This is a genomic window from Halomonas sp. NYA30, assembly GCF_976980765.1.
Window position 1 is genome coordinate 2,033,533 of the sequence record NZ_OZ334477.1, and the last position, 21,567, is coordinate 2,055,099.

Here is a 21,567-nt window from a genome sequence, read left to right on the forward strand (position 1 = left end):
GGGGTTCTCTAGTTAGGTTCCATGGGCGATAGGGTGGGGAGGGGAAGCACCAGCGGGGCGAAATTATCCAACCAGCTGGTGAGCTCTTCAGCGGGCATCGGCTTGGCAATCCAATAGCCTTGTAGATAGTCACAGCCGAGCGTGCTAAGTAGTTCAGCACTGGCTCGATTCTCAACTCCTTCTGCAACCAAACGCAGGCCTAAGCTGTGGCCCATCTCGATTGTCGAGCGGACAATGGTGAAGTCGTCCTGCTGGGTGTCGAGTGCCAGCACAAACGATTTGTCGATTTTCAGCTCATGCACGGGCAGGCGCTTAATTTGTGCCAGTGAGGAGTAGCCGGTGCCGTAATCATCAATGGCGATACACAACCCTAGTTGGGTGAGTTCTAGCAGGGTGGTCATGGCCGCATCCATATCCTGCATTACCGCACTTTCGGTCACTTCTAAGCTCAATTGGTCGGCGGTGAGCTGATAACGCTTGAGGAGATCGGCTAGGTGTGTCGCTAACTGCGGATCCATAACATCGCTGGCGGAGAGGTTAACGGCTACCGACAAGTGATAGCCACGCCGCTGCCAAGCTTGGATCTGCGCGCAAACGTGGCTTAGCATCCACTGACTAAGCATGCGGATATTGCCCGAGCGTTCGGCCAGCCCAATAAATTCATCGGGCGGCACAAAGCCCAGTGAGGGATGACGCCAGCGCATCAGCGCCTCACACTGATGGACTAATCCCGTATGAATATCCACCTTGGGTTGATACGCCATCCACAATTCCCCATTGCCCACGGCCTCCTGCAGGTCACGAATGAGCGTGAGCTGGCGCAAATGATGTTCATCTTGCCCCTCCAGGTAGTGTTGATGCGCATGCCGATGGCGGCGTGCCATGTCTAACGCTATATCAGCACGGCGCAATAATAGCTGAGGGCTGTCACCATGCTCGGGGTAGTTCGTTTCACCCGCTGAAAGCGAGGGGGTGATGGGCGATTTATCCAGGTCAATGGGTTGGTTTAGGATGCCAAACAGCTGTGTCCGCCACGCAACGCTGCTACTGGGTTGTTTGACGAGCAGTAACAGTTCATCGCCATCCAGCCGATACGCTTTGTTTTCTGGCGCAGGCAAATGTTGCAAACGATTGGCCAGAGTGGCCAATAGATGATCCCCAAGCGCGTAGCCAAAGGTGTCATTAATATCGCGAAAATTATTGATCGCTAGGCGCAGTAGCGTGAAGGGCTCGCCCCGTTGGATTGAGAGACTAATATCTTCCTGGGCGCTGATACGATTGGGTAAATCGGTGAGTAAGTCGTGGCGGGATTGGTGATGAAGTACGGCTTCCCGCTGAATAATATCTTCCTGCATAGAGAGCAGTGTTGATGCCAATAGGCCCGTTTCACTACGCTCTTGGCCAATTGATAAGCGGGTAATACGCTCACCCTGGCCGATACGCCGCGCCGCATTGGCCAGCTCTATGAGCGGTTTGCTCATGCTTCGCGCGCTCCACATGGCCACCAATAGGGTAAACAGCAGGATTAACGCGACAATACCGAGTAGCTGCCACTGCAGTGAACGGTAAGCCCCCAGCAGCTCGTTGCGCGAAAGTTGCAGTAATGCATAGGTTTGATTGTTGTCATCGGCATAGAGCGGGGTGGCATAGGAAAAATACTCAGCATCGGGTGTCATTTGGCTAGTGGATGAATATTCCCCTTTCATGAGTTCGTCACCGCTGCCGTTCATTAACTGCCGTGCTAATTGCTCTTGGTGGGAGCTTGCGAGGTAGCTTATCTCGCCGTTATCGCGATAGTTGACCACGCTTATTTCAAGCCCGGTTAGCGCATTAATCTCCTCGGTCACTGCTTCGTTGATTAAAAAGCCCATCCCCACCCAACCAATCAGATTCGGCGCACGCACAGGCAGCAGGGCGAACTCATACGGCTGCCCCTCGGCAATCACGACGCTAACTGCGGTGCCCTCCTGGCGCGCGCGCGCCAAGAGCTGCGGGAAAGGCATCGGGCTATTTTGTACATGATGGCTGCTTGCCAAAATATGGCCATCAAGGCTACTTAAAAGCACCATGTCGGCATTGGCACGGTCGCCATGGTTGGCCAGCACGGAGTAGAGGGTTTCGGTATCCTGGGTAGAAACGGCGCTCTTGAAGCCGAAATCATCGGCCAGGATAGCGACGTTATCTCTTAACTGTTCGCCGCGTGAATCCAGCAATTGCTGCAGTACGTTGGCGCCTACCTCTAAACGCTGGGAGCCTTTGGCAAGAACGTCGTTTTGCGTAGCGCGGAGAAACGCCACGCCAGTGGCGAGTTGAGAGACAATCACCACCGTTAGCAGTACCAGCATCAGGCGTGTTCGAAAGCGCATAGCAACCTCGAAAATGGCGGATCAACGTATTTTAAGCGCTGGAAAGTGCCTAACTGGCATCTTTAAATCGCTGCTGAAGAGGAGACAGCGTTGGCTCGGGCGGTGGCAACGCGTTGAGCTCTAAACGGACGTCCAACTGATCTGTGTCGGTAATTGTCCCGTCCCACCAGCGTTGTTGACTGTCATCAAGGCGAGGATGCCAAACACGTACACGATGCTGGCCTGGCGGTAAAACGGGTAGGGTCAGCGTGCCGTCGGCATTCGTTATTGCCGCATAGGGCGCATCGCTGACCACTATAAAGGCCTGCATATGGTCATGGATATTGCATCCCAATACGACGACCCCTGCCTGATCAAAATGAACGGGTGGGGGTGTTTCCTGTAGGTACAGATTCAAATCAAACGTTTTCGCCGGTGAAAAAGAGTAAACGTGGTGGCGTGTGGTGTCCTGATTGGGAAATGCCACATAACTGCCGGTGGGCACGGTTAGCACCCTGGGATGAAAGGTCGCATCGCGCTGATAGATATTCTGTTTTTGTGGCTGATTGGCAGATGCTGAGTCGTAGTAGACCTCCACAACGGCATCCTCAAGGGGTAAGCCTTCGTCGCTGTTGACGGTGATCTTTGCAGCGTTAGCTGTCGTGCTAAAGAGAGTTATCGCCAACCCAACGAGCGCAGCAGTGAATGTGCTGATAAAACCAACATAAAGGCGACGTTGTATTGGCATTGGAAGTCGGCATCTCACGTTGAGGGGTAATATATGTCATTGGCAGCGTGTTTTTCTGATGCTGCGTTGAGGCTAATAGTGAAAGGATTATGCAAGAAAGTCATGCTTTCGGCTTAACGGTAAGCCAACTCTTGCAATAAAGAGTAAACAATAGGGAAAACAGCCCCGATTAGTGGCGCTCTGTTGAAGCGGTGGTTAAAGTGAATACTGAGAAAACGGTGTTCGATAACTGCGGAGAAGTGATATGAGCACTCAGGATGAAGTCACCACAATGCTAAAACAGCGGCGTTCACGCCGACAGGTCTTGGCTAGTCTAGGGCTTGGCGCAGCGGCGCTTTACGTGGCTCCTACACTGCTTTCAACGGGGCAGGCTGAAGCACATGAACGCGGGCGCTCTCGCCCTAAGGGCCGCCATCAGCATCAACATCAACATCATTCGGGGCGTCGCCACTCAAAGCCCAGCTTTTCACGGCCTGACCATTCAAGACCCCATTATTCACGGCCGAACTATTCCAGACCTCACTATGACCGGCCGAACTATTCCAGGCCAAGCTACGACCGGCCAGACTATTCACAGCCTGGTTATTCTCGCAACGGTTATTCGCGTCCCCAGCGATATGACGAACGTCCTCGTTGGGAACGTGATGGTGTGATTGAGCTGCGTATCAGCCGCCTACTCCCACGCGGCTGGTGAAACCGATGATGACGTCTGACGCCGAAGCTGTTGATTACGCGCTCACCGGTCTGGGGCCGTGTATTCGCCTGGTGAATGCTCAGCCACTGCTGCCGGTTCTTCAAGCTGCCATGCCAGGCTGGCCGCTTACCCCATGTCCGTTACAGCCAAACAAGCCAGATATTTGTGTTTGGCAGCAGGAAGAGGGGTTTTGGCAGCAGGCACCGGCATTGCCCAAGGGGATGTGGCTGGAAACGCCAGTCAGCACGGCGTGCAGCGTTATTGCAGATATGTCTGGGGCCTATTTGCGCCAGCATCCAGCCTATATTGGATTGCACTGCGGTGCGGCTGAGATAGACGGTCAATTAGTCATTTTTCCTGAGTCTCACCGTGCCGGTAAAAGTACGCTGACGTGTGCGTTTGCAGCCGCTGGATACCGTGTTTTTGGGGATGATGTCGTGGCGCTGACGCCTCAAGGAAAGGGGGTTTCGCTGGGTGTCGCGCCACGTTTGCGTTTACCGCTTCCCACCACGATTGCGGACGAGTTACAGGACTTTATTCATCGGCACCGAGGGCCGAGCGATGATCGCTATGGCTATGTCGCGTTGGACGAAACATTGCTGGCTCGCCACGGAGAGCAGTGCCCGGTCGGTGCCATTATATTGATTGACCGGGATAACAGTGTTGCTCGTCCCCAGCTTACGTCGCTGCAACATGGAGAAGGGTTGTGGCAACTGTTAAAGCAGAATTTTGCCGACACGCTTTCCGACCAGGAACTGATTGATAAATTCTGACCTCTGGTACAGCGCATGCCCTGTTTCCTGCTGCGCTATTCAGATGCATACGAAGCGGCCGCTTTTGTAGGGCGCGAACTAAAAGAGGCGCTTCACGCCCAGCCGGCTACTTACACATCGCCTTCACAGGCCGCGGCAATGCCTGAGGCTGCGGCGCTGGATCGAAACGATCTGCGCCAGTGGCGAGCGCGTCCAACGGCGCATGAGTATCCTCTCGGCGATGAGCTATTCGTGATCGTGGAGGAGGCGGGCGAGATCCATCGTATGAACGTAACTAGCCGAGCGGCATGGGCATTACTGCAGCATGAAGCACTGACCATCGAGGAGCTAAGCCAAACGCTGGTGGCATTTTTTATGCCGGTCTCCCTTGAGCAAGTACGTAGCGACATGGCTGAGTTGCTGGGGCAGTTCTTAGCCGTTGGCTTAATTGAGCCCGTTGCAAGCGCCTCTTAACGCGATCTAGGCTGGCGCCACGTATCTCGCCACGCATGCATGACGCGTTCTGGGTACCACGTCTCTCCCAAGCTGCCATTATATCGCGCCAACGCACGAGTAAAGTCGCCACTCTCAATGGCTAAGTAGTGCGCCAAAATCGTACAGCCATAGCGCAAATTACGCGGTGGATGAGTTAAGTCGTCGATAGGTAATCCTAGCTCGCTAACCCAAAAGGGCATGATTTGCATCAAGCCGACAGCACCTGCCGATGAAATGGCATCGGCTTTGAACGCGCTTTCCACTTGGATTAAGGCTAGGACCAAATCAGGCGGCAAACCAGCTAGCCTGGCTTCTTGATAGATGCGCGTTAGCAGAGTTTGACGCTGCTCTGGATCATCAATAAAGCGCGCTAGTGGGGAGTCCATCCGCATACGCCACTGGCGTGATGCCCATTGTTGTTGAGTAGTTTGATGCTGTTGGTTGGCCGCTTCTAGCGTAGGCCGCAGGGCCGTTGGCAGCGGCTGTGCCGCCGCAGGCCCTGCAGTACTGAGCACCAGTATGCCCAGCGCCAGCCTAACGGTTAGCCACCGCGTGGCGCTAAACAAAACGCTGGGTGCGGTGGCTGCTTTGGTGGAGTTAGCGGGCCTTCTCACGCAAAAAGTCGATAATTTGATCTGCGGGCACCATGGTTGCTTCGCTATCCCGGCGGCCTTTGTACTCCAGCTCGCCATTATCCAAGCCGCGATCACCAATCACCAGCCGATGGGGAACGCCCATTAGTTCTAGGTCGGCAAATTTAACGCCGGGGCGAGTGTCGCGGTCATCTAATAATACGTCGAGACCCGCAGCGCTGAGTGCTTGGTAAAGGCGCTCAGACTCTTCACGGACACGTTGGGATTTGTGCGCATTCATTGGCACTAATGCCACTTGGAAGGGGGCAATGGCGTTGGGCCAGATAATCCCGGATTCGTCGTGGTTCTGTTCAATGGCAGCGGCGACCACGCGGGTCACGCCGATACCGTAGCAGCCCATCCACGGGTGGCTAGTTTTGCCGTTATCGCCCAGCACGTTGGCGTTCATGGCCTGGGAATATTTTTGGCCAAGCTGGAAAACGTGACCCACTTCGATACCGCGCTTGATAGAGAGCGTGCCCTGACCATCCGGCGAAGGGTCGCCTTCCACCACGTTGCGAAGATCCGCTACTTCGGGCAGAGCAACGTCACGCTCCCAGTTAATGCCGAAGTAGTGCTTGTCATCCACATTAGCACCAGCGCCGAAGTCGCTCATTAGTGCCACGCTGCGGTCGATAATCACCGGCATCTTTAAGCCGACCGGGCCAAGTGAGCCTGGGCCGGCACCCACCGCCGCACGAATCTCTTCTTCGCTGGCCATGGTCAGCGGTGTGGCGACTTGGGGCAGGTTTTCAGCTTTGACTTCGTTGAGCTCATGATCACCACGAATCAGCAGCGCGATCAGGCCGCCTTCGGCTGCATGAACCATCAACGTTTTAACGGTTTTTTCAATCGGCAGCTCGAACTGTTTCACCAATGTAGCGATGGTTTTGGCATCAGGCGTATCGACCAGACGCAGCTCTTCGCTGGGTTCAGCACGAGTTGCCTGGCTGCCAAGCGGAGCAGGTAGCGCCTCGGCTTTCTCCATGTTGGCCGCATAATCGGAGGAGTTGGAGAACACGATATCGTCTTCACCGGAATCGGCGAGTACGTGGAATTCGTGAGAGCCGGTGCCGCCGATCGAGCCGTTGTCAGCGATGACGGGACGAAAGTTAAGCCCTAAACGCGTGAAAATGCGAGTGTAGGCATCGTACATATCTTGATAGGTCTGCTTCAGTGACGCTTCATCCAGGTGGAAGGAGTAGGCATCCTTCATAATGAACTCACGCGAGCGCATCACCCCAAAGCGTGGACGAATCTCATCGCGGAATTTGGTTTGAATCTGGTAGAAATTGATCGGCAGTTGCTTGTAGCTGGCGATCTCTTTGCGCACCAAGTCGGTAATGACTTCTTCGTGGGTCGGGCCAACGCAGTAGTCGCGGTCATGACGATCTTTTAAACGTAACAGCTCAGGGCCGTACTGCTCCCAACGGCCAGACTCCTGCCAAAGTTCTGCCGGCTGAACGGCGGGCATCAGTACTTCTTGTGCACCGGCACGGTTCATCTCTTCGCGCACGATGGCTTCTACTTTACGCAGCGTACGCAGGCCAAGCGGCAGCCATGTATAAAGCCCTGAGGTTAAACGGCGAATCATCCCGGCGCGTAGCATTAGCTGGTGGCTAATGACTTCGGCGTCGGCCGGGGTTTCTTTCAGAGTGGCAATCAATAATTGGCTGGCGCGCATGGGTTAGAGCATTCCTTAGAGCTTAGAAAATAGCGTTTAGAAGAAAATGTGCTTGGAAGAAGCCATACTCACATTCAGGGCGGTAGCCCCGTTAGCGTTGAATCGGGCCATTGTACGGCCTAGCGGTTAAAGCGGCAAAATAGTGCTTATCGCCAAATCATCTATGCTTTTGGCAGGCTGTGCTAAACTACGTTGGATTTAGAGCGCGATAGTTGGCAATGAATAGCCATAAAAAAATGCTGTACGACAGCATGTTACGCCGACTATGGTTACTTTTTTGATTGAGGGATTCTTCATGCATCAAGCAGTTCGTCGCTGGTTGACACGCGCCGTGGTTGGCGTTTCCATCGTGTCATTAAGTGGTTGCGGTACGTTGTTTCATCCTGAGCGAAAAGGCCAGATGAGTGGCGATATTGATCCGGTTATCGCTATCGCCAATGGGGTAGGGTTACTGTTCTTTATCGTACCTGGGGTGATTGCCTACGCCGTGGATTTCTCTAATGGCACCATCTATCTGCCCGGCCGCAACAGTGCCTCAGTAGATGTTCACCAGTTAGACGACGCTATGGATGTGGCTTCCCTGGAAAAAATACTCTCTGAGAAGGCTGGTCAGCCAGTGAGCTTAGAGAGCGAGTTAGTCATGATTGAAGAAATGGGCAGCCTTGATGAAGCGCTGGCCATGGTGCGTATGTCAGGCGTGCTGGACGAGGAAAAGCTTTCCGCGATGTAATGTTTAACGTTGCTCGCTAAAACCCAGCCCGGCTTTCTGCCGGGTTGGGTTTTTTTATGCTGAGTATACGTTACGCATACTGGGCAGGATTGGGAACGCTGGGAAAACGTGGAGGATAGGCTTCCATGTAAGCGTGGCAAGCGCGTAGAACACGAATATCATCAAACTTGCCGCCGGCAAGCTGGAAGCCGACTGGTAAGCCGTTATCGGTAAACCCGCAGGGTACCGATGCGACGGGTTGCTGGCTGAGGTTGAAGGGGTAGCTAAACGGCGCCCACTCTTCCCAATCCTGCATACCGCTACCTGGGGGCACTTCCTGATTAATTTCAAACGGACTGACTGCCACCGAGGGCGTCATCAGTAAATGATATTCTTGATTGAAGTGTTCCAGGCGCTGCGTTAATGCTGCGCGGTCTGCCAGGGCACGAAACAGCTCAACGGCTTTCCAGGGCTCTGCTTCGCGGGCATTGGCTACCATGCCGGGATCTAAAAGTGTGCGCTGATGTTGGCTCGTTTGCGACCACTGCTCTAATGAGGCGGTAAACCATAGCTTGCGAAATGTCTCCAGTGGTGACGAAAAGCCTGGGTTTACCTCGACGATTTCAGCGCCCAACTCCTCCAATCTCATGGCCGCTTCATGCACACGCTCGGCAATTTGCGGGTCTACCTTGGCGTAACCAAGATCCGCGGAGTAGCCAATCCGCAGCCCGGTTAATCCTTTGTCCAGGTCGACCCCCCAGCACTCAGGCTGGCCGCGAGTGGCGTAGGGGTCTCGATAATCGTAGCGACCTATCACATTCAGCATGCTGACCGCGTCGCGCACGGTGCGTGTTAGTGGCCCCAGATGTGAAAGGCTGGGCTCTTTTGCGGGCGGCCATTGAGGTGTCCAGCCGTAGGTGGGCTTGAAGCCAAATACCCCCGTAAACGCCGCAGGAATACGGATCGAGCCGCCTGAATCGCCGCCCTGGTGAAGCACGCCCATATTGAGAGCTGCGGCTGCAGCGGCTCCGCCGGAGGAGCCGCCAGGGGTCAAGCGGGTATCCCAGGGGTTGGCCGTGGCGCCAAAGACACGGTTGTCGGTGACCGCTTTCCAGCCGAATTCGGGCGTATTGGTCTTGCCCAGCATCACTGCCCCAGCTTCTCGCAACATGCGGGCCGGAGGCGCATCGGTATCGCATGGCGCGTCGGAGGAGGTCAGCGACCCTTCCCGGCAGGGCATGCCTGCCACCTGAGTCAGGTCCTTCAGCGATACCGGCACCCCATCGATGGGGCTGAGTGGTTTACCTTGCCCCCAGCGCCTTGCCGAGGCTTTTGCCGCTGATTCGGCGCCTTCGGCATCCACGTGAACATAAGCGTTCACGTCTGGGTTGAAGCGCTCGATCCGCTCAAGGGCGGCTCGGGTCGCTTCGAGGGGGGAAGCCTCACGGCTTGCGAACAAGTGAGCTAAGGTCTGGGCATCCAGGCTGCCAAGATCGGTACCGCTCATTGCATACTCCTTACGTCGGCTGGGCTTGGGAAAGGAGTCTAAGGGTAGGCAAGCATTGCCTGGGGTGCAAAAGCCGCAGCCATACAGAGTTTAATGGCTCGGCGCGACTTCTTCGGACGCCTGGGCGCGCAGCCAGCTGATCTCCTCGGCCCATATCTCAGGCTCGACGGTTTCCAGTATTAAAGGAATGTCGTCAATCCGGGCATCCTGCATGATAGCGGTAAAGGCTGGTAGCCCGATATTGCCTTTGCCCAGGCTATGGTGGCGATCCACACGGCTGGCGAATCCGCTTTTGGCATCGTTCAAATGCATACCACGCAGGTAGTTGAACCCCACCACTTTGCCGAGCTCATCAAGCGTCGCCTGTGTCGCTTCTGTACTGCGCAGGTCATACCCGGCGGCAAAAGCATGGCAGGTATCAATACATACGCCAACGCGGGTTTTATCGTCTACATGCTCAATGATCTCGGCCAGATGCTCAAAGCGCCAACCCAGGTTGCTGCCTTGCCCGGCGGTGTTTTCAATCACGGCCGTGACACTTTGGGTATGCACAAGCGCTTCATTAACGGACTCGGCAATACGCTTTAAACAGTCGCTTTCGCTGATCTTGTTTAGATGACTGCCTGGGTGGAAATTGAGCAACGTCAGGCCGAGCTGCTCGCAGCGCTGCATTTCATCTAAAAAGGCCTCCCGGGATTTGGCTAGGCCTTCCTGCTCCGGGTGGCCCAGATTAATCAGGTAGCTGTCGTGGGGTAAAATCTGCCCAGGTGAAAAAGCGTGTTTAGCACAGGCATCACGAAAGGCTTGAATTGCGTCATCGGTGAGGGGCTTGCCTTTCCACTGGCGCTGGTTTTTGGTGAACAGCGCAAAGGCATCGGCACCGATCTCCACCGCCCGGTGAACGGCTTGGTCTGCGCCGCCAGCGGCGCTCACGTGGGCTCCCAGGTATTTCACAACGGACTCCTTGTCATTGTTTGAACGTACTCAAGCATCTGAATAGATCAATGGCTATCTAGAAAGCGCTTGAACGCAGCGGGTTCGTCGGTAATCACCCCGGCGATACCCCACGCCCAGCGGCTATGGAAGGCGCTGGGATCATTGGCGGTATAGCACAGGATCTGGTAGCCGTCCTGTTGCATGGCCTCGACCTGGGCGCGCTTTAGGCGTGACCAGGACGGATGCACACTAAAAGCGTCAATGGCTTCGCACTGTGCTCGCCAGGTTTTGGGTACGCCATTGTACAGCACGCCCAGCGCCAGACGCTCCTTACCTGCCAACTGACGGCAGTGAGTTAGAGCCTCGGTATTGAAGGAGGAGATGATAAGCCGTTCGGGGGGCAGGGTGTCCAGCATCTCGGGCAGGGCGCGCTCCACCAACGCGATGGGGTCGCGTCCTTTGTTGACCTTGATCTCCATGTTGACGCCCATTTTCAGCTCGTTAAGTAGCGCCAGCATTTCTCCCAGGCTGGGCATCTTTTCACCTGCAAAGCGATCACCAAACCAGCTGCCTGCATCCAGCGCTTGTGCCGTTGCCCAACTCATTGAGGCCAGGCTACCTCGCCCGTTCGAGCAGCGCGACACGTCGGCGTCGTGCCAGATGACCGGGGTGCCATCACCGAGCAGTTGCACGTCCAGCTCTACCCAGGTGGCGCCCGCCTGATGGGCCGCGCGCACTGCGGCCAAGGTGTTTTCGGGAGCAGCGGCAGAGTAGCCGCGGTGGGCAATCAGCGAGGGAACTTGAATAGCGGGATGCGTCATGACAGCGCTCTAAGCCTTGGACGATAAAGGAGTGTAGATTCTAGCATGGGGGGATGACAGCGAGATTTCACCGCTAAACAGCATAGGGGTGAAAATAGGCTAGCGTGCTAGCTTGATTTAAACGTCATGACGCGCTTGTATAGCGGCACCTGTTGTCTTGACTATCTTGTACAAACCCAACAATGAAAGGAAACCCTAATGTCTAAGCGTATCCAATTTGCCCAGACCGGCGGTTCCGAGGTGCTTGAACTGGTCGACGTGAACCCCGCTGAACCCGGCCAGGGCGAAGTGCGTATCGCCAATAAAGCCGTTGGCCTAAATTTTATTGATATATATTTTCGTACCGGGCTTTATCCCGCCCCTGCTATGCCTTCTGGCCTTGGCACCGAAGGCGCCGGTGTAGTCGATGCTGTCGGCGCTGGCGTAACGCACTTAAGCGTCGGTGATCGCGTCGCTTATGCCCAAGGGCCTTTGGGCGCTTATGCAGAACTGCATACGCTGCCTGCGGCGAAAGTGGTCAAGCTCCCCGATTTTGTCGATTTCGAGACGGCAGCGGCCAGTATGCTCAAGGGCCTGACCGTGCAGTACCTGCTGCGCCAGACCTATGAGCTGAAAGGCGGCGAAACCATTCTGTTCCATGCGGCTGCCGGTGGGGTAGGCTCGATTGCCTGCCAGTGGGCGAAGTCATTGGGCGTTAAGTTGATCGGCACCGTTAGCTCCCAGGAAAAAGCGGATCTCGCCATGGCCAATGGCGCCTGGGCGACGATCAATTACAGCGAAGAGAACGTAGTCGAGCGGGTACGCGAGCTAACTAACGGCGAAATGTGCGATGTGGTGTATGACTCAGTAGGCAAGGATACCTGGGAAATGTCGCTGGACTGCCTGAAGACACGCGGCTTGATGGTGAGCTTTGGCAACGCTTCTGGCCCGGTGGATGGTGTCAATATCGGCATCCTCAACCAGAAGGGCGCGCTTTATGTGACTCGCCCCAGCCTGAACGGTTACGCCGATACGCGCGAGCGTCTGGAGATGATGTGCCAGGAGTTCTTCGCCATGCTTGAGAGCGGAAAGATCAAGATTGACATCGCCAACCGCTATCCGCTGGCGGAAGCGGGTAAAGCCCAGGACGCCCTACAGAGCCGTAAAACTACCGGCTCGACTATTCTCTTGCCCTAACTCCTACCTAAGTACCCTACATACGCACCCAGCTGACGCATTCGGCTCTCAACGCTTGCCACGTTATTGGCAAGCTGGCCAGGGCCGAATGCCTTGGTTGGCTATTCAACGGTCGATGCGTATGCAGGGACTATACCTGTGTATAGTAAACGTCTAATGTGCGTGGAGAATAGCCATGCCTGTGGCGTGGCGTGCATCAATCGTATGCTGCCGTTATCAAACGGTGGCAAGGGAGTAGGAAAAGGATGTCGGCTGAGGACATGAGTGTTGAGAGCTCAGGTGCTGAGGGCTCAGGTGTTGAGAGTCTCAATCTTGAAGCGTTAGGTCTTGAATGGTTGGCGCTTTCGCCAAGTACGTTGGTGTTTATCGTGCTTGGCTTGACGCTGGTTGCGTTCATATGGGGACGCTTTCGCTACGATCTAGTCGCGTTGGCGGCATTGCTGGGATCGGTCATGCTTGGGCTAGTGCCTGCCGAGAACGCCTTTATGGGTTTCGGCCATCCGGCGGTGATTACAGTGGCCGCCGTGCTAGTACTTAGCCGGGGCTTTGAACGCTCCGGTGTGGTCGATATTATTTCCAATCAAGTGTTAAAAGTGGGTGAAAACCTGCTGCTTCAGCTATTAGTGCTGGTGGGTACCGTCGTGTTGTTATCGGGCATTATGAACAATGTGGGCGCTCTCGCACTGCTGTTACCGGTGGCGATGCGGTTGGCTCGTGAACATAATACCTCGCCCTCTTTACTGCTGATGCCGCTGGCGTTCGGGTCTCTGCTGGGCGGCCTGACAACCTTAATTGGCACGCCACCCAATATCATTATCTCTAGTTACCGGCGCGATGTGACGGGTGAAGCGTTTAGCATGTTTAGCTTTTCGCCTGTCGGGATTGCGGTGGCGCTGGTGGGGCTTGTGTTTATTGTGTTGGTGGGCTGGCGCTTGACGCCGAAGCGCAGCGGCCAAGCCTCTACCGATGAAATGTTCGATACCGCCAACTATTTGGTGGAATTGAAAGTAGGTGAAGAGTCGAAAGCCAAAGGCTTAACGTTACAGCAACTGCGCGATGAGCTGGACGAAACCATCCCCGTGTTAGCGGTCGTTCGCGATGATAACCGTCGTGCTGGCTATAACTTCCACGGCGCCTTGGAAGAGGGCGATATCCTGCTGTTGGAAGCAGGACCCGATGAACTCCAGATGCTGGAAGATAAGGTAGGGCTTAGTGCGATAGCCGAACTGGAAGAGGAGGCGGACGGCCCTGAGCACACCGCAAGCGGCGAAGAGGGCGAGAAAGCTGGCATGGGTGAAGCGAAAGATGCGGCACAGGACCGGCAGCCGGTGGATACCGAAGGCTTGCAGCTAATTGAAGCCGTGGTACGCAATGATTCCATGATGATTAACCGCAGCGTGCGTCAGTTACGCCTGAATCACCAGTTTGGCCTGCACTTGGTGGCCGTGGCCCGTGACGGTGGGCGCTTGAAGCAGCGCCTGCGTGATATCCGGTTCAAGAATGGTGATGTGTTACTGCTACAGGGCAGTGAGAATGAAATGTCCGATAGTCTGGCCTCCCTCGGTTGCCTGCCACTGGCTAGCCGGGAATTGCACTTGGGGCAGCCGCGCAAGCTGGCAATGTCGATCGCCATTTTTGCCTTAGCAATTATTGCCATGCTGTTCGATCTGCTGCCTGCGGCAGTCGCCATGAGTACCGCTGCTTTGATTTCGCTACTGATTGGCGTATTGCCGTTGCGCGAAGGGTATCAAGCCATCGATGGCCCTGTGATCGTGCTGTTGGCCGCAATGATACCCGTGGGGGAGGCGCTTGAAACCAGTGGCGGCGCCGACCTGATTGCCGATGCACTGCTGCGCTTTGGCAGCGACTGGCCGGTGGTGGTCACCATGGTGGGGCTGTTCCTGCTCTCTATGCTGCTCTCGAATGTGGTCAACAACGCGGCGGCTGCGCTGCTGATGGCGCCGATTGCAGTCAGCCTGGCCAATGGGTTCGATGTCTCGCTCGATCCGTTCTTGATGGTGGTGGCCGTAAGTGCTTCCTGTGCGTTTTTAACTCCCATCGGCCATCAGTCGAATACACTGGTGCTGGGCCCAGGGGGCTATCGGTTCGGTGATTACTGGAAGCTGGGGCTACCGCTTTCGCTGGTAGTACTGGCTGTCGCTATCCCGCTGATTCTTCTAGTATGGCCGCTTTAAAAAACGTCTAACGGTCCGGCCTGTCGGTGTGATGGTAGCGAAGAGGGGATGAAGGCTATTAGGTTTCGAAAATTTTGCTAACCTATTACGTTCAGAAACCAAGAAAATCGAACAGGCCGGGCTTATGAACCAACAATTTCGTCAGGATGCCATTGTCGAGCTAGTTCGTCAGCACGGCTACATGAGTATCGAACAGCTCACCGACCACTTTGCGGTGACACCGCAGACCATTCGGCGGGATTTGAATACCCTGGCTGATGAAGGCCGTGTGCGCCGTGTGCATGGCGGTGTAGGCATCGAATCCAGCACGGTGAATACCGCCTACAGCACGCGCAAGACGCTTCACCTGGTAGAGAAGGAGCGCATTGCCCGCTGTTTGGCACAGCACATACCCAACCACTCTTCGCTGTTCATCAACATCGGTACCAGCAATGAGGTGATTGCCCATGCATTGCTGGAGCACCAGGGCCTAGAGATCATCACCAATAATCTCAATGTGGCGGCCATTCTTCAGCATAAAGAGGATTTTACCGTGATCATCGCCGGGGGGCAGGTGCGCTCGCGTGATGGCGGGATTATTGGGGAAGCCACCATCGACTTTATCAATCAGTTCAAGGTGGATTACGGCATCATCGGTATCAGTGGCATCGACGAGGATGGCTCACTGCTTGAGTTTGACTACCAGGAAGTGCGCGTCGCCCAAGCGATTATTGCCAATTCCCGGCGCATCTACCTAGCGGCAGACTACTCCAAATTTCACCGTAACCCGGTGGTGCGGCAGGGCAATCTGGAGCAGTTGGATGCGCTCTTTACCGACCGCAAGCCGCCAGAATCGATCCAGCGCTTGCTGACTCAGCACGATGTGGCGCTGTATATCGCCTAACCTAGCTGTTTCTGTGTTGGTTTCAACCTTGAGCATTTCAAGCGGCTGGAGTAGCCTTAAAACATAATAAAGCGAAAGCAAGTCAACAAAATCGAAAGACACTACAACAAAGCGAACTCGACATGTCCTCTTATATACTCGCCATTGATCAGGGTACCACCAGCTCGCGCGCCATTCTCTTTGACCGCCAAGGTCAGGTCGCTGCTGTCGCCCAGCAGGAATTCATCCAGTACTTTCCCCATGACGGCTGGATTGAGCACAACCCTGAAGATATCTGGGAAACAGTGGTGGCCACCTGCCGAGAGGTGATGGCCAATGCCGAGATTACGCCAGAGCAGATTGCTGGCATCGGCATTACCAACCAGCGTGAAACCACTATCCTGTGGGATCGAAAAACCGGCAAGCCGCTCTATAACGCCATTGTGTGGCAGGATCGCCGCACCTCGGACTTGTGCCAATCGCTGCGCGATCAAGGGCACACCGATATCGTTCAAGCCAAGACCGGCCTATTGATTGACCCCTATTTTTCGGCGACCAAACTGGCCTGGATTCTGGATAATGTCGAGGGTGCAAGGGCGCGCGCCGAGAAGGGTGAGCTAGCGTTTGGAACGGTGGATAGCTTTTTAATTTGGCGATTAACCGGTAGCCAGCAGCACGTGACCGATGCCACTAACGCGTCACGCACCGCGCTTTTCAATATTCATACCCAGGAGTGGGACGACGAGCTACTGGCGCTATTTAATATTCCCGCCAATCTGCTGCCCGAAGTGAAAGATTCTAGCGATGATTTCGGTACTACTGAGGCGCACTGGCTGGGCGCACCGCTTCCTATCGCCGGGGTAGCCGGTGACCAGCAGGCGGCGTTGGTCGGGCAGGCATGCTTTCAGCCAGGGATGGGTAAGAGCACCTACGGTACCGGCTGCTTTATGATCGTGAATACCGGTGAGACGCCTTCGCTTTCGCGTAATCGCCTGTTGACCACAGTCGGCTATCGGTTGAACGGTAAGCCGACTTACGCGATGGAAGGCAGTATTTTCGTGGCCGGGGCGACAGTGCAGTGGTTGCGCGATGGTTTGAATCTGTTTGCTGATGCCTCGGAAACCGAAGCGTTGGCTCAGAAAACCCGCAGTGGGCATAGCGTTTATCTAGTCCCCGCCTTTACGGGTTTGGGCGCGCCGCACTGGGACCCAAAAGCACGTGGCGCGATTTTTGGGTTAACCCGCGATACCGGTATTGCTGAAATAGTCGCCGCGGGGCTCCAGGCGGTGTGCTACCAAACCCGTGACCTGCAGCACTGCATGAATGACGATATGGAGGCGCCGCCGGGCAATTTACGGGTTGACGGTGGTATGGTGAAAAACAGCTGGGTGATGCAGTTTCTTGCCGATATGCTGGGCGTGCAGGTGGATCGCCCCACCATATTGGAAACCACTGCGCTGGGGGCTGCTTATTTAGCAGGTCTGCGTCTGGGCTGGTATCAAACCCTGGAAGAGATCGAACAATTGTGGCGCTGCGAGAAGAGCTTTATGCCCACCATGGAAGAAGCTACACGTGAGCAGCTTTACCAGGGCTGGTTGGATGCGGTGTCGAGAGTCCGCTCCACGCCTTAGATAATGACCTGAATTCAACTAATAAGTGCAGCACCCCTACTTAAGCACACTATCTATTCACTCTTTCGATTCTTTATAATGCGGCGGCCAATTAAGCAATTGGCCGCCTTTCTTCGCTTTTAGCGCCCCTCATGAAAGTCTTTAACACCATTAACGCTTATTGAGCGTTTATGTAGTCGAGTTACAACCATGCCTGCGGCCAATGACGCATTGTGAGCTTTCCTGCTGTAGCCCATAGTGAGGTCATGGATCAGGAAGGTGACTCGTTATCCCGAATCACTGAACTAATCCCTGCTACAGAACGATAGCGCTTCAGTATTACCCTAGCGCTAAAGGGCGAAGGTCTTGTAACGCTTGTGACCGTTTCGCAGTTACCGAACTGGGCACTTATCCGGCCCAGCATGAGTAGCAACGTCACCATACGTCGTTAATTAAGATGGCTGCTTTTAAACCGATTGGCGGTTAGGCAGCGGATGACCATACCATGAGGTAGTACTAATGAACTGCATCGAACTGAGCCAACAAGCCAATAGCATCGCCAGCTCCTTCAGCAAGCAAGATCTCGCCAGGTTGGTTGTGGCGCTGAAGGGTAATCGTGAGTCACTGCAACATGCGGTTGAGGTTATCGACACAGTGGATAGTCGTTCAGGCTGCACACTGGAAGAGGCCTGGGATGAAGTGCTCGCGGGAGACTCTCAACTTCGTATTGAAGATGAAGAGTAAAATAAAACAATTGCTTAAATAACCATTAGCCCCCCTTATTGATATAAGGGGGGCTTTTTAGTTTTATAGACAATTAAGCATTGGCCATGGGTGTAAAAGGCAGTGATGTGTCCCGGTGTTGTTCGAAGTAACTGTTAAAGTGCTCTTCCGCATCGTCGCCAAATAATACCCGACAGGCTTCTTTCAGACCGTTTGAATGGCGCAACTGCTCATGGGGCACAACCAGCGAAACCTTGGCCCGGCGGCGTAAAAAATCTTCAAGCTGGGTGATCATTTCGTGATCGCGGGCGTGCTCAAGTTCACAGCGAATATACTCGGTGCCCTCAATCAGAATTTCACCCTGGGCAGGATCCTGGCGGATTTTTTCCAACATCTGAATAGCCTGGTCGGCATAACGCCGCCAGAGCCGTGTGGAGAGCAGTTCAGATGAGGTCTGGGCGGTCATGGCATCCAGGTTCATGCGCTTGGCCTGATCCATAAACTGCTGCTTGACGGGGTTGGGTGGTTCGCCGTACCAGAGGAATTTAGGGTCTGTGAGGGTAACGCCTAACTGGCTGATCTCTTCGGCAATTTCATCACCCACATTCAAGCAATCGGTGAGCTTGCCGCCAAAGATACTGATATGCGCGCTTTCGGCATTAGTGTCGACTACATGCTTGCGCGATAGCTGCAGGAAGTCTCGATCGTTGCCTTGATCATCTTTGATCGCTAATGGTCGTACGCCGCAGCGGGTAGAGATAATATCGTCCTGGCTCAATGGCTTGGCCAGGGTCAGACGTTTGTTGATATTTTCCAGCACAAAGGCGATATCGCCAGCGGTGACTTCCACCTCCGGGTGCTCCATATGGGTATCGGTAGTTCCGATGCAGGTACGGTTACCCATGGGAATGACAAAGAACAATCGGCCATCGTCAGCAAAAAACGCCAGCACCCGCTGTGAATCCGTTAATTGCGGAACGATGAGGTGAATGCCTTTGGAGTAGAGGTGGTGGTGAGTGGTTTTTTGGCCGGTCAGCTCATTATGCTGATCCACCCACGGGCCGGCCGCATTGATGAGTACCTTGGCGCGTATATCGAAGGTGTTGCCATCCATCACGTTGCGTGCCTTGGTCACCCACAGGCCATCCTGGCGCTCGGCGCCGAGTGATTCGACGTAGTTGGCGGCAATCGCACCATAGTTAAGCGCTTGGCGAACAAAGTTGAAGACAAATCGAGCGTCGTTATCGTGCAGGTAGGCGTCAGAATACTCAAAACCGCCAACGGCCCCCTCAATGTCGATGATTGGCTCTTCCTGCTTGATTTTATTCGGTGAGAGCAGACGCGGCAGTTTGGTGAAGCCGTTGCCCATCAGCCAGTAAAGCCAGGTGCCCGCCCATAGGTAGCGTGGAGAGTGGCGGAAACCTTTTGAAATAGTGGTTAGGAAACGGATTTCCTGCACCGTAGAAGGGTAACTCTTGATCAAGTGATTACGGCTTTTGCATAGTTTACGAACCAGGGCAAAATCCTTGCTTTCCATGTATTTAATGCCTCCCCACACCAGGTTGGAGGAGTGCATGCTGGTACTGCCGGCGAAGTCGCCGCGATCAATTAGTGCGACTTTTGCGCCTTTGCCAGCCAGCGCTGCTGCGGTGGCGGCGCCATTGATGCCGCCGCCGATAATCAGAGCATCAAAGGTCTCGTTAGGTAGCTTCTCAATGTTTCTATTTCGCAGTTTCATAGCGGATCCAATTAACCAATCAATAGCCCGGTTGCAGTGGGTGTTCTCTCTTTTGCTCTGGCATACCGCCAATGAAACCCTTGGCAGGGCGGGCGACTGCCCGCCCTGCAAGCTTTGACGCGTAGTTTTTCTAAACTTAGCTATTATTAAGTTTAGTTACTCTTGGCGCGTACCGGCGGCCATCCAGGCTTCCATCATTTCATCGTAAGGAACGGTGGTGCCTTGCGGCATTTCGTTATCCAGCTTGGCTTTCGGGGCGCCTTCCTGATCCAGCCAGACCTGTGGATCCTGCTCTTCGTTCAGTACAGGCGCGTAGCTGTCGAAGACGTTAGCGCGGGCCAAACGGTTCATGGTGCTGTCCAGGTCTGCCGCTAGCTTGTCGAGACCTTCCTGGGGTGTGACTTCACCACTCATGACCGGTGCAAGATTCTGCCACCACAGCGGTGCCATGCGCGGATAGTCAGGTACGTTGGTACCGGTCGGGGTCCAGTTGGACTCGTTGGGGCTGCGGTAGAATTCCACTAGGCCACCCAGCTTGGGTGCCATTTCGGTCATCTGCTCAGAGAAGATGTCAGACTCACGAATCGGCGTTAAACCATGCATGAGTTTTTCCAGCGAGGTGGTTTTCGCCACGGTGAACTGGGCAAATAGCCACGCAGCGGTGCGGCGGTCTTCCGGTGTTGAGTCGAAGAACGTCCATGCGCCCACGTCCTGGTAGCCAACCTTCATACCCTCTTCCCAGTAGGGGCCGGTGGGGGAAGGAGCCATGCGCCACAGCGGATTACCTTCATCATCGGTCACGGCAACCGAAGGGTCGGTCATGTCGGCGGTGAACGCGGTGTACCAGAAGATTTGCTGGGCAATATGGCCTTGCGCGGGCACGGGGCCTGCTTCACCAAAGGTCATGCCCTGCGCTTCTTCAGGTGCGTAGTCGCGTAGCCAATCGACGGCTTTCTGCATCGCAAACACGCAGGCCGGCGAGTTGGTAGCACCGCCACGGCTGACGCTGGCGCCTACCGGCTGGCTATCTTCATTGACGCGGATACCCCAGTCATCCACCGGGTTGCCGAAGGGAACCCCTTGGCTGCCCATGCCTGCCATGGAGAGCCAGGAGTCGTGGAAACGCCAACCTAGTGACGGATCACGACGACCGTAATCCATGTGACCGTAAATCTTGGTGCCGTCTATCTCACCCACGTCCTCGGTGAAGAACTTGGCGATATCTTCGTAAGCGGTCCAGTTGGTGGGTACGCCGAGTTCGTAGCCGTAGATTTCCTTAAACTGGGCCATCAGGTCGGGGTCGGTGAACCAGTCATGGCGGAACCAGTAAAGGTTGGCGAACTGCTGGGTCGGTAGTTGGTAGATGCTGCCATCTGGGCCGGTACCATATTGCAGGCCGATGAAGTCATCCAGGTCCAGCGTGGGCAGGGTGTAGTCGGCCCACTCGTTCTCCATCGCTTCAGAGAGGTTGATGGTGGTGCCATAGCGGATATGCGTGCCAATGGAGTCGGTATCATTGACGAAACCGTCATAGATGCTGTTGCCCGACTGCATCTGGTTCTGCATGGTATCCACGACATCGCCTTCACCAATGATGTTGTGGGTCAGGTTGATGCCGGTCAGCTCACTAAAGGCTTCCGCTAACACTTCGCTTTCATAAACGTGAGTAGTGAGGCCTTCCGCCACGGTTTGAATGTCCATGCCACGGAAAGGCTCGGCAGCCTTGGCAAACCACATCAGCTCTTCGATCTGCTCGTCACGGCTTAGCGTCGAGTTCTGGAAGTGCTCGTCGACCAAGCGTTCAGCAATGGCGCGGGCATCCTGTTCCTGCGCTGACAGGGTACCCGATGCCAGTAACAGACCGGCGGCGAGGGTTGTCAGTTTGAACTTAGTCAGACTGGACTTGTTGTAGTGCTTTTGCATGGTGACCTCGTTTTGTT

18 protein-coding genes are annotated in these 21,567 nt (G+C 55.0%); 9 read left to right on the forward strand and 9 right to left on the reverse strand.

Annotated features, from left to right (window positions below; genetic code table 11):
* Nucleotides 1-8: 8 nt before the first annotated feature.
* Nucleotides 9-2,366 (reverse strand): bifunctional diguanylate cyclase/phosphodiesterase, encoded by a 2,358-nt coding sequence (locus tag ACWI0H_RS09265; protein WP_485875968.1) that lies wholly within the window; start codon nt 2,364-2,366, stop codon nt 9-11.
* Between the two features lie 49 nt (nt 2,367-2,415).
* Nucleotides 2,416-3,093, reverse strand: coding sequence for a carboxypeptidase regulatory-like domain-containing protein (locus ACWI0H_RS09270; protein ID WP_485875969.1), 678 nt, complete (start codon nt 3,091-3,093; stop codon nt 2,416-2,418).
* 380 nt (nt 3,094-3,473) lie between these two features.
* On the opposite strand from ACWI0H_RS09270, the gene ACWI0H_RS09275 reads away from it, so the two are divergent.
* Genes ACWI0H_RS09275 through ACWI0H_RS09285 form a run of 3 tightly spaced genes read left to right on the forward strand, consistent with a single transcriptional unit; the run spans nt 3,474 to nt 5,013 of the window.
* A complete protein-coding gene (locus ACWI0H_RS09275; protein ID WP_157826454.1) occupies nt 3,474-3,746 on the forward strand; it encodes a hypothetical protein in 273 nt (90 codons plus the stop codon).
* A 46-nt stretch (nt 3,747-3,792) separates the two neighbouring features.
* On the forward strand, nt 3,793-4,560 hold the full coding sequence (locus tag ACWI0H_RS09280) for a hypothetical protein (RefSeq protein WP_485875970.1): 768 nt from the start codon (nt 3,793-3,795) through the stop codon (nt 4,558-4,560).
* Nucleotides 4,561-4,575: 15 nt separating this feature from the next.
* Nucleotides 4,576-5,013 carry a PqqD family protein gene (locus ACWI0H_RS09285; protein ID WP_485875971.1) on the forward strand — a complete coding sequence of 146 codons (438 nt, stop codon included), beginning with the start codon at nt 4,576-4,578 and terminating at the stop codon, nt 5,011-5,013.
* Here ACWI0H_RS09285 and ACWI0H_RS09290 read toward each other — a convergent pair.
* Nucleotides 5,010-5,561, reverse strand: coding sequence for a transglycosylase SLT domain-containing protein (locus ACWI0H_RS09290; protein ID WP_485876194.1), 552 nt, complete (start codon nt 5,559-5,561; stop codon nt 5,010-5,012). The genes ACWI0H_RS09285 and ACWI0H_RS09290 overlap by 4 nt on opposite strands.
* Before the next feature lie 70 nt (nt 5,562-5,631).
* Entirely contained in the window at nt 5,632-7,350 is a 1,719-nt protein-coding gene (locus tag ACWI0H_RS09295; protein ID WP_485875972.1) for a proline--tRNA ligase, read from the reverse strand.
* Nucleotides 7,351-7,645: 295 nt separating this feature from the next.
* Here ACWI0H_RS09295 and ACWI0H_RS09300 point away from each other — a divergent pair, with 295 nt between their 5' ends.
* On the forward strand, nt 7,646-8,080 hold the full coding sequence (locus ACWI0H_RS09300) for a hypothetical protein (protein ID WP_485875973.1): 435 nt from the start codon (nt 7,646-7,648) through the stop codon (nt 8,078-8,080).
* Nucleotides 8,081-8,150: 70 nt separating this feature from the next.
* Here ACWI0H_RS09300 and ACWI0H_RS09305 read toward each other — a convergent pair whose 3' ends face one another.
* The 3 genes from ACWI0H_RS09305 to ACWI0H_RS09315 all read right to left on the reverse strand — a co-directional run bounded on the left by ACWI0H_RS09305 (nt 8,151) and on the right by ACWI0H_RS09315 (nt 11,323).
* A complete protein-coding gene (locus tag ACWI0H_RS09305) occupies nt 8,151-9,566 on the reverse strand; it encodes an amidase (protein WP_485875974.1) in 1,416 nt (471 codons plus the stop codon).
* A 90-nt stretch (nt 9,567-9,656) separates the two neighbouring features.
* A complete protein-coding gene (gene nfo / locus ACWI0H_RS09310) occupies nt 9,657-10,520 on the reverse strand; it encodes a deoxyribonuclease IV (protein ID WP_485875975.1) in 864 nt (287 codons plus the stop codon).
* Nucleotides 10,521-10,567: 47 nt separating this feature from the next.
* Nucleotides 10,568-11,323, reverse strand: a complete 756-nt coding sequence (locus tag ACWI0H_RS09315) for a glycerophosphoryl diester phosphodiesterase (RefSeq protein WP_485875976.1) — start codon at nt 11,321-11,323, stop codon at nt 10,568-10,570.
* Nucleotides 11,324-11,521: 198 nt separating this feature from the next.
* On the opposite strand from ACWI0H_RS09315, the gene ACWI0H_RS09320 reads away from it, so the two are divergent.
* From ACWI0H_RS09320 to ACWI0H_RS09340, 5 genes are all read left to right on the forward strand, one after another.
* The gene (locus ACWI0H_RS09320; RefSeq protein WP_485875977.1) at nt 11,522-12,499 is read left to right on the forward strand and encodes an NADPH:quinone reductase; all 978 of its coding nucleotides are present in this window, start codon (nt 11,522-11,524) and stop codon (nt 12,497-12,499) included.
* Between the two features lie 245 nt (nt 12,500-12,744).
* Nucleotides 12,745-14,694 (forward strand): SLC13 family permease, encoded by a 1,950-nt coding sequence (locus ACWI0H_RS09325; protein ID WP_485875978.1) that lies wholly within the window; start codon nt 12,745-12,747, stop codon nt 14,692-14,694.
* Between the two features lie 124 nt (nt 14,695-14,818).
* Complete coding sequence (locus ACWI0H_RS09330; RefSeq protein ID WP_485875979.1) at nt 14,819-15,577, forward strand: DeoR/GlpR family transcriptional regulator; 759 nt, start codon at nt 14,819-14,821, stop codon at nt 15,575-15,577.
* Nucleotides 15,578-15,699: 122 nt separating this feature from the next.
* Nucleotides 15,700-17,187, forward strand: a complete 1,488-nt coding sequence (gene glpK, locus ACWI0H_RS09335) for a glycerol kinase GlpK (protein WP_485875980.1) — start codon at nt 15,700-15,702, stop codon at nt 17,185-17,187.
* Between the two features lie 498 nt (nt 17,188-17,685).
* Nucleotides 17,686-17,910, forward strand: a complete 225-nt coding sequence (locus tag ACWI0H_RS09340; protein WP_008956668.1) for a hypothetical protein — start codon at nt 17,686-17,688, stop codon at nt 17,908-17,910.
* 73 nt (nt 17,911-17,983) lie between these two features.
* Here the strand turns inward: ACWI0H_RS09340 and ACWI0H_RS09345 are convergent, their stop codons facing one another.
* Nucleotides 17,984-19,627 (reverse strand): glycerol-3-phosphate dehydrogenase/oxidase, encoded by a 1,644-nt coding sequence (locus ACWI0H_RS09345; RefSeq protein ID WP_485875981.1) that lies wholly within the window; start codon nt 19,625-19,627, stop codon nt 17,984-17,986.
* 156 nt (nt 19,628-19,783) lie between these two features.
* Nucleotides 19,784-21,550 carry an ABC transporter substrate-binding protein gene (locus ACWI0H_RS09350; RefSeq protein WP_485875982.1) on the reverse strand — a complete coding sequence of 589 codons (1,767 nt, stop codon included), beginning with the start codon at nt 21,548-21,550 and terminating at the stop codon, nt 19,784-19,786.
* Nucleotides 21,551-21,567: the final 17 nt, after the last annotated feature.